The sequence below is a fragment of the Azospirillum sp. UFLA03-27 genome, from assembly GCF_059803775.1.
In genome coordinates, this window is sequence record NZ_JAUQTX010000277.1 from 1 (window position 1) to 8,430 (window position 8,430).

The 8,430-nt window shown below is 68.2% G+C and carries 8 protein-coding genes and 1 pseudogene; 3 read left to right on the forward strand and 6 right to left on the reverse strand.

Features of this window, described 5'->3' with window-relative positions; translation table 11 throughout:
* Nucleotides 1-185, reverse strand: a 185-nt coding sequence (locus Q4I23_RS27745) for an ATP-grasp domain-containing protein (protein ID WP_498528349.1), incomplete at its 3' end; no start/stop codon positions are given.
* A 250-nt stretch (nt 186-435) separates the two neighbouring features.
* On the reverse strand, nt 436-1,404 hold the full coding sequence (mdh, locus tag Q4I23_RS27750; RefSeq protein WP_498528350.1) for a malate dehydrogenase: 969 nt from the start codon (nt 1,402-1,404) through the stop codon (nt 436-438).
* 273 nt (nt 1,405-1,677) lie between these two features.
* Here mdh and Q4I23_RS27755 point away from each other — a divergent pair, with 273 nt between their 5' ends.
* On the forward strand, nt 1,678-2,166 hold the full coding sequence (locus Q4I23_RS27755) for a hypothetical protein (RefSeq protein WP_454019106.1): 489 nt from the start codon (nt 1,678-1,680) through the stop codon (nt 2,164-2,166).
* Between the two features lie 30 nt (nt 2,167-2,196).
* Here Q4I23_RS27755 and Q4I23_RS27760 read toward each other — a convergent pair whose 3' ends face one another.
* Both Q4I23_RS27760 and Q4I23_RS27765 read right to left on the reverse strand, forming a co-directional pair.
* Nucleotides 2,197-3,426, reverse strand: a complete 1,230-nt coding sequence (locus Q4I23_RS27760) for a DUF2336 domain-containing protein (protein WP_498528351.1) — start codon at nt 3,424-3,426, stop codon at nt 2,197-2,199.
* A 608-nt stretch (nt 3,427-4,034) separates the two neighbouring features.
* Nucleotides 4,035-5,603, reverse strand: coding sequence for a lysine--tRNA ligase (locus tag Q4I23_RS27765; RefSeq protein WP_454019108.1), 1,569 nt, complete (start codon nt 5,601-5,603; stop codon nt 4,035-4,037).
* A 141-nt stretch (nt 5,604-5,744) separates the two neighbouring features.
* On the opposite strand from Q4I23_RS27765, the gene Q4I23_RS27770 reads away from it, so the two are divergent.
* Nucleotides 5,745-6,068 carry a DMT family transporter gene (locus Q4I23_RS27770; RefSeq protein WP_038529606.1) on the forward strand — a complete coding sequence of 108 codons (324 nt, stop codon included), beginning with the start codon at nt 5,745-5,747 and terminating at the stop codon, nt 6,066-6,068.
* A gap of 4 nt (nt 6,069-6,072) precedes the next feature.
* Here the strand turns inward: Q4I23_RS27770 and Q4I23_RS27775 are convergent, their stop codons facing one another.
* Together Q4I23_RS27775 and mtgA are read right to left on the reverse strand one after the other, a co-directional pair.
* Entirely contained in the window at nt 6,073-6,882 is an 810-nt protein-coding gene (locus Q4I23_RS27775; protein ID WP_498528352.1) for a hypothetical protein, read from the reverse strand.
* A gap of 155 nt (nt 6,883-7,037) precedes the next feature.
* Nucleotides 7,038-7,724, reverse strand: coding sequence for a monofunctional biosynthetic peptidoglycan transglycosylase (gene mtgA, locus Q4I23_RS27780; protein ID WP_376994309.1), 687 nt, complete (start codon nt 7,722-7,724; stop codon nt 7,038-7,040).
* Between the two features lie 118 nt (nt 7,725-7,842).
* Between mtgA and Q4I23_RS27785 the strand changes: the two are divergent.
* Nucleotides 7,843-8,430, forward strand: a pseudogene (locus Q4I23_RS27785) (ATP-dependent DNA helicase); the annotation flags it as partial.

An 8,430-nucleotide genomic window follows, 5' to 3' on the forward strand; every position in this document is an offset into this window, starting at 1 on the left:
TTGTCCTTGAAGCGGCCGGCGCCGCGGCCGCCCGCGTGGATCTGCGACTTCACGACCCACACCGGGCCGCCCAGCTCGCGGGCGACGGTCTCGGCTTCCTGCGGGGTGTAGGCGACGCCGCCGCGGGGCACCGCGACGCCGTACTTCTTCAGCAGGCCTTTGGCCTGATACTCATGGATGTTCATCGGGCGTCCATCTGTTTTTATGGTCGGCTGACAGAGTGTGGTCGGCTGACGATGGGCGAAGATCGGGCAGGCGTTTCCTGCTGGCGGGCGCGCCAGGGCGCAAGTCTTCGTGGGAACGAGTCCTTCAGGAAGCCTTACGCCGGCTGGCGCGAACGTCCGCGGTCACTGTACCACCGGGCGCGGACGGTTCAACCGTCCGCGCCGGGGCGACAAGGCCGCAGGCCGTCGCGCAGGCAAAAAACAGGCCGCCTTAAGAGGCGGCCTTCTCAGCCTGCTGCTTCTTGACCACCTCGACGAGCTGCTTCACAGCGTCGACCGAGTGATCGAACATCTTCTTCTCTTCCGCGGAGAGTTCGATCTGGATGATCTTCTCGACGCCACCAGCGCCGATGATCGTCGGGACGCCGACGTAGAGGTCGTTCTGGCCGTACTGGCCGGTCAGGTAGGCGGCGACCGGAACGACGCGCTTCTGGTCCTTCAGGTAGGACTCGGCCATCTGGATGGCGGACGCGGCCGGGGCGTAGAAGGCCGAGCCGGTCTTCAGGAGCTTGACGATTTCCGCACCGCCGTCGCGGGTGCGCTGCACGATGGCGTCCAGCTTCTCCTGCGTGGTCCAGCCCATCTTGACCAGATCCGGCAGCGGGATGCCGGCGACGGTCGAGTAGCGGACGAGCGGGACCATGGTGTCGCCGTGGCCGCCCAGCACGAAGGCGGTGACGTCCTCGACCGACACCTTGAACTCGTCGGCCAGGAAATAGCGGAAGCGGGCCGAGTCGAGCACGCCGGCCATGCCGACGACGCGCTCCGGCGGGAGGCCGGAGGCCTGCTGGAGCACCCAAACCATCACGTCCAGCGGGTTCGTGATGACGATGACGAAGGCGTTCGGGGCGTACTTCTTGATGTTCTCGCCGACGGTCTGGCAGACGCCGGTATTGATGCCGATCAGGTCGTCGCGGCTCATGCCCGGCTTGCGCGGCACGCCGGCGGTGACGATCACGACGTCGGCGCCTTCGATGACCGAGTAGTCGTTGCCGCCGCTGAGCTTGGCGTTGAAGCCTTCGACCGGCGAGGTCTCAGCCAGGTCGAGAGCCTTGCCCTCCGGCATGCCTTCGGCGATGTCGAACAGGACGACGTCGCCGAGTTCCTTCTGGGCAGCGAGCAAAGCCAGCGTGCCGCCAATCTGGCCGGCGCCGACGAGCGCAATCTTCTTGCGAGCCATGGAGCGTTTCCCTAAGCGTGAGCGTCCCCCATTCAGCGGAGGACAGAACCGATTGAGTTTAGCGTCCTAGGGATCCAGCGCCCTGAGATTTCGAGGGCGGTTCCTAGCGCGATTCCGGCCCGAGGGCAAGCGTGACCGCAAGCACGAGGCACGGAACTGTGCAATCGATTACGGCGAATGGCCGGAACGGCAAACAGGAATTTGGCGTTGCGGGTGCGGCGCACTATTCTTTGGATAGGTTTTCAAGGCTGTTCGGGATTGGGGGGAAGAACCATGATTCGCTTTGCACCGGCATTTTGCCTGACCGTGACGCTGGCCCTGGGGAGCGGCGGTGCGGCCTTGGGACAAACCGTCGCAGATTATGAGACCGCACTGGCCAAGGCTCCATTGGCCGGTGCGCTGCCGGGCGAGGCGGCGGCCGGCGCTCCAGTGAATACCCCGTCGGCCACCGACATCCTGTATTGCCGGCCCGTGTCGAACTATGTGTACACCTCCGTCCCGCCGGGGGAGCGCAGCGGCATCGTGGTGCCCTTGGTGGCCTTCGACGGGCCGAGCGACCCGGCGACCCTGCGCAAGCGCGCCCTGTGCGAGGATGTGCGCCGGATGGCGGTGATCCAGTTCGATTCCGGGTCGGGCGAGGAGATCGTCACCCCACCGCAACTGATCGACACCGATCCGTCGCGCCCGCTGTATCAGAACGATCCGACGCTGGCCCCCGACACGCGGCGTGCCCCGGCGCGCCGGCCGCTGGAGATCCAGTAAGGGAAATAACGGGGACAGCGCTCCACGGCGTCAGGAACGGACGCCGTAGAGCGCGAGGTGGCGGGTCATGTCCGCCGCGGGCAGCGGGTAGTCGGTGCCCTGGCGGGCGTTCAGCACGGCGCGCGGCGGAATGCCGGCGGCACGGACCTGCACCCGCATGGCGCAGCGCATCGAGTAGCCCGCGCGCCAGACCAGGGCGGTGACGGCGCGGGCATCGCCGGAGCGCAGGATGTCGTCCACGATTCCCGGATGGACGGCGGCGCGCAGGGCCAGGGCGGCGCGGACGAAGTCCGTTTCCTCCCAAGACAGGGCGTCGCCGAGCGCCGTCTCGTCCAAGGCGCCCTGCCGGTGCAGGCGGACGGCGCGGCGCCCCGGCGACTCGGCGGGATCGCGCCCTTCGACCCAGGCGACGCGGCGGCGGGTCACGGCGGCGACCTCCGCCGCGGTGACCGCGTCCAGATCGGTGCGGCGGCGCAGCAGGTCGGCCACCGAGTCGTCGACGAACTCCGCCAGCCGCAGGGCCAGCCGTTGCGACAGGGCGGGGCGGCTGGCCAGCTTGGCCTGCCAGTCCGGATGGCCGCCCGACCGCTCCACCAGATCCTCCAGCCGGTCTTCGGGGATGACCGCGCCGTCGTTGTCCAGCAGGACGCCCGTGGCCTCCGCATCGCCCGTGTCGACGATGGCGCGGGACAGCGGCGCGCTGACCGCCGGCCGCCGCGCGATGGCCGACAGCGCCCAGCCCGCAGGGTGGCTGGCGATGATCTCCAGCAGGTCGTCGTCGGTCAGGGTGGCGCAGCAATGGAGGATCGGCTCCGCCACCGAACGCTCGACGTCGCGGGCCAGCGTGCGCGCCACGGCGGGCGGGGCGCAGGCGACGTCCTTCAGGGCCCCAGCCAGCGCCGTCCGCACATGGGCCGCGTGATCGCGGGCCAGCCGCTCCAAAGTGCGCAGGGCGGTGGCGGTGGCCTTGTCCTGGCGGTCTGGGGGCAGGTCGGGCAGCAGCCGGCACAGCTTGCGCGCCAGATGCGCGCGGACTCCGGCATCGCCCATCCCAGCCCGCCGCGATTCGACCAGCGCCGTGCCGACGCGGCGGCGGACCGGTTCCGGCGCAGGAGGAGCGGGGGGAGAATCGTCGAACAGATAGCCGAGCAGTTCCGGGTCCACCCCGTCGTCCGCGGAGGAGTCTTCCCGCGGCACCGAGCGGGCCGCGCCGGGACGGTCGTCCTCTTGATCGGGGTGGGGGGCCTGACGTGGCTGCATCCGGATATCCAACGACGCGCCGGTTAACGGGCCGCTAATGGGGCCGAACTTGTCATCGGTGCCTGCCCTGCGCAACCATACCCTGCGCCGCCAATTGTGCCATCGGTTGATGCTGTCAAAGCGTCGAAAAGCGGAGGTTGAAAAGAAAAAGGGCCGCAACCCCGATGGGGCGCGGCCTTGAAGAGTTTAGGGAGGAAACGCACTGCAAAAGCAGTAACGGGGCGGATCATAGGCTTTGACCTTAGCGGATGGTAATACCAAGTTGGTATTGGTGCGGTGCGGTGTGCGCATGGCGATGCGGGAATAAAATGTTGTTTGCCCAGCGGGTGGGCAGGATTTCGACCGTTTGCACACATTCGAGCCGAACAGGCGGATGATGGAAACGCAAACGATCGGATTGGGAGTATTGTTTGTGACCAGAACTATGGCGGGTGAAGTCTCGTCGAATGCTGAGAGACATCCATCCGGGCATGCCCTTGGGCGCCACCTTCCTTGAAGGCGGTGTGCATGCCGGGCGGATTGTTCGTGAGGCTTGCCGGTCCGCTGGGAAAACCCTCCCCCGCGGCGGGCCGCGGCACGGGGGAGGGGAGAAGGCCGATGGACGGTGCTCAGGCGGCCAGCTTCTCGCGGATCAGCGCCTTGGTCTCGTCCAGGCCGTAGAGCTGGATGAAGGAGCCCATGCGCGGGCCGGTGGTCTGGCCGAGCAGCACCTCGTAGAGCGCCTGGAACCAGGCGCGCAGCTCGGTGAAGCCATGCTCCTTGCCCACGGCGAAGACCTCGTTCTGGATGACGTCGCCCGCCGCGTCGGCGGGGATGGTGTCCAGACGCTTCAGCAGCTCCTCCAGCGCGGCGCGCTCGGCGTCGGTGGGGGCGCGGAAGCGTTTCGTCGGCTTCACCTGATCCTGGTAGTAGCGGACGGCGTAGCCGACCAGCTTGTCCAGGAAGGGGCTGTTCTCCGGCGTCGCCTCGGGCGCGTAGCGGCTGATGAAGCCCCACATCACGTCCTTGGTCTCGGCGTTCGCCGCCCCGGCGAGGTTCAGCAGCAAGTTGAAGGACACGTCCGACCGCACCGCCGGCGCCGTGCCGTTGTGGATGTGCCAGGCCGGGTTCTCCAGCGCCTTGGCCGGCTCCTCCACCGGCAGCTTGGCGACGAAGGCCAGATACTCGTCCACCGCCCGTGGGATCACGTCGAAATACAGGCGCTTGGCCGACTTCGGCTTCTGGAACATGTAGAGGGCGAGGCTCTCCGGCGGGGCGTAGGCCAGCCACTCCTCCATGGTCAGGCCGTTGCCCTTGGACTTGGAGATCTTCTGTCCCTTGTCGTCGAGGAACAGCTCGTAATTGAAGCCCTGCGGCGGGGTGCCGCCGAGGATGTTGACGATCTTTCCGGCCAGCTCGGCCGACGGGATCAGATCCTTGCCGTACATCTCGTAATCAACGCCCAGCGCGTACCAGCGCATGCCCCAGTCGGGCTTCCACTGGAGCTTCACATGGCCGCCGGTGACCGGCACCTCGACCTTCTTCCCGTCCTCGTCCTGGAAGACGATGGTGCCGGCGTCCACGTCGCGCTCCAGCACCGGGACCTGCAGCACGCGCCCGGTGGAGGGGGAGACGGGCAGGAACGGGCTGTAGGTCTGCTGGCGCTCCTCGCCCAGCGTCGGCAGCATGACGGCCATGATCTCGTCATAGCGCCGCAGCACGCCGAGCAGCGCCTCGTCGAAGCGGCCGGACTTGTACCAGTCCGTGGAGGACTGGAACTCGTACTCGAAGCCGAAGCTGTCGAGGAAGGCGCGCAACCGCGCGTTGTTGTGCGCGCCGAAGCTGTCGTGCGTGCCGAACGGGTCGGGGACCTGGGTCAGCGGCTTGCCGAGGCTGGCGGCCACCAGCTCCTTGTTCGGGATGTTGTCCGGGACCTTGCGCAGCCCGTCCATATCGTCGGAGAAGCAGAAGAGCTTGGTCGGGATGTCACTCATCCGCTGGAAGGCCTGACGGACCATGGTGGTGCGCGCCACCTCGCCGAAGGTGCCGATGTGCGGCAAGCCCGACGGACCGTAGCCGGTCTCGAACAGGACGTAGCCTTTGGCCGGCGGCTCTTTCGCGAAGCGCGCGACCAGTTTGCGCGCCTCCTCGAACGGCCACGCCTTCGCCTGCAACGCCAATTCCCGCTCGCCGGTCATGGTAGAGCCCCTTCAAAACTCGACGGAAGTGTAGAAAGGCAGCGACCCTAGGGCGCAGCGCGCCGTCCGTCAACGGGCGCCGCTTGTCCGTTTCACGGTTCGGGCGCATGTCTGGATGTGGATCACCCGCCGAGGACCCGCATGAGCTGGTTGTTTCTGTCCGTCGCCATCGCCTTCGAGATCGTGGGCACCGTCGCCATGAAGATGTCCGACGGCATGACCCGCCTGTGGCCCAGCCTGGCGGTGGTGGCCTGTTATCTGGTGGCCTTCGCGATGCTGGCCCAGGCGCTGCGCGAGATCGAGGTCGGCGTGGCCTACGCCATCTGGTCGGCGGTCGGCACCGCGGCCATCGCGGCGATCGGGATTTGGGTGTTCGGCGAGTCGCTGAACTTCCTGAAGCTGGCCGGGATTCTGCTGATCGTCGCGGGGGTGGTCAGTCTTCGGATGTCGGGGGGCGGGGCGTAGGCCCTCATGCCCGGATGTCGAGCGACGGACCAGGGCCGGCCGCAACCGTCGGCACGCCGTCGCGGAACAGGGGCATGTCCTTCAGATCCTTGACATAGCCGCCGGTGGCGACGGACTCGGGCGTCTTGTCCTTGAGGCGATCCATGGCGCCCTTGATCATGGCGACCAGCGGGCTCTCGCTGTCGAGATCGTCCGGCTCGCGGCCGCTGCTCCGCATCGACTGCTCATAGCCGAACTGGGTGGCGGCGCGTTGGACCGCCCAGTTGGCCGAGCCCTTCTCCTCGTCGCTGACGCCCTCCAGGAAGGCGACGCCGGCCCGGAAGCGGGCGGCGTGATCGTTGCCCGTCGGGTCCGCGGCCATCATGGCCTGCCCCTGCTGCTGAGACATGATCGATTGGGCGGTGTCCTGCTCGTCCTTGGAAAAGCTGCCGTCGCTGTTGCTGGCGATGGCGAAGAGGGAGCGGCGGTCGAGCCCGCCATAGACGGTGTCCCAGCTTTCCTGGGTGGCGTGCATGTAGTCCATCGGCTTGCCGTTCGCGGCCAGCTCCGCGTACTTGGCGTCGATGGCCGCCCGTGCCTCCTTGGCGACGGTCGCGAAATCCTTCTTGCCCGCGGCCTGGATCGAGGTCTGGGACGCCAGGGACGCCTGGGCCGACTCCGACAGCGTGACGACCGCAGCCGCGTCGCGCGCGCCGTTGGAGGGGCCGCCGGTTGCTTCTTTCGCTTCCGCTGCGTGCTTGGGAGCGGACGATGTCGTGGCGGACAGGGGGGCCGGCTGCCGGGCCGCACCCACCGATGGATCCGTGACGTTCATCTGACGGCTCTCCCGTTGCCGAGGTTTGCCAACGATCGAAGAATGTCGGTAAGCCGAAACACTCCGTCGCCCTGTATGGCATTCAGATCAGATTACCATCGGCTGTATTGATGGTCGACAATCAAGTTCGCAGGTTGAAAGGCTGCCGGCAAAGCCTAGCGTGCGCAGTCGGCCAGCCCGTCCCGTTCCACCACGGCCATGCGCCGCTCGATGACGCCGGCCCGCCGCGCCACATAGGCGCCGGGCGGGTTCGGGGACCAGTTGCGGGGGTTGGGCAGGACGACGGCCAGCAGGGCGGCCTCACGGCGGGTCAGGGCCGATGCCGGCTTCTTGAAATGGTGGCGGGCGGCGGCTTCGGCGCCGTAGACGCCGTCGTCCCACTCCACGCTGTTCAGATAGACCTCCAGGATGCGGCTCTTTGGCCATAGCGTCTCGATCAGCAGGGTGAACCACGCCTCCGCGCCCTTGCGGGTCCAGCTGCGGTCCGGCCAGAGAAAAGCGTTCTTGGCGGTCTGCTGGCTGATCGTGCTGCCGCCACGCAGGCGCCGGCCCTCCTCGTTGTCCTCGAAGGCGCCTTCGATGGCCGCCCAGTCGAAGCCGCCGTGGCCGCAGAACAACGTGTCCTCCGACGCGATGACCGCGCGGGCGAGGTGGGGAGAAATTTGCGACATGGGCACCCAGTCGTGCGCCAGCCCGGACCCTCCGGCGGCGCGGATCAGCATCAGGGGCGTGGCCGGCACCGGCACCACGCGGTAGAGCGCCGCCCAGCCGACGCTGAAGGCCACCAGGGCGACGGCCAGGGCCATCAGGAGTCTCAGCAGACGCCGGACCGGAAACCGCATGCGCTCGACCTCTCCTCTGCGACGCTCAAGGGCGGGGGAGCACTTTCGAGGGGGCGGGCCGATCGGTCAACACGGGTTTGCTCGCATTGCGGCGGCGGGGACCTTTATACTGCGCGCCATGGATCTGACCTCGGCGCCCTCCCTCCCGTCCTTCAGCCTCGATGACGCGCCGGCCTTGGTCGCCGGCGCGCGGCGCGTGGTTCTGCTGACCGGCGACGGGGAGGTGGAGGAATTGCCGCCCGCCGCCGCGGCGAAGCGGGCGCGCCGCCAGCCGCCGCTGGTCTGCCACGCGCGGGCGATGGCGCGGCGGCTGGGGACGGAGCCCTTCGCCGCCTTCGACCTGCTGGAGCTGTTCGCCTTCGTCCTGCCCGCCCGCTTCTGCGTGCCGACCCCGCGCGGGTTGGCCGAGGCGCTGGACCTGCCGATCCCCGACGGGCTGGAGGACGACGCGCTGGCCCTGCACCGGGCGGTGCGCAAGCTGCTGGGGTTGCTCGGCACGCCGGGGCGCGAGGAGGCGTCTGACCCCGTGGCCTTCGCCTGGGAGATGGGGCGCGCCGGCTGGCTGTGGGCGCCCGCCGTTCTGGCCGCGCTGGGCAAGCCGGATGGGCCGGAGAAGGGCGCCGCACGTGCCGGCCTGCGCGTCTGGACCCGCATCAAGGAATGGCCTGTCTCTTATACACATCTGACGCTGCCGACGATTATACGC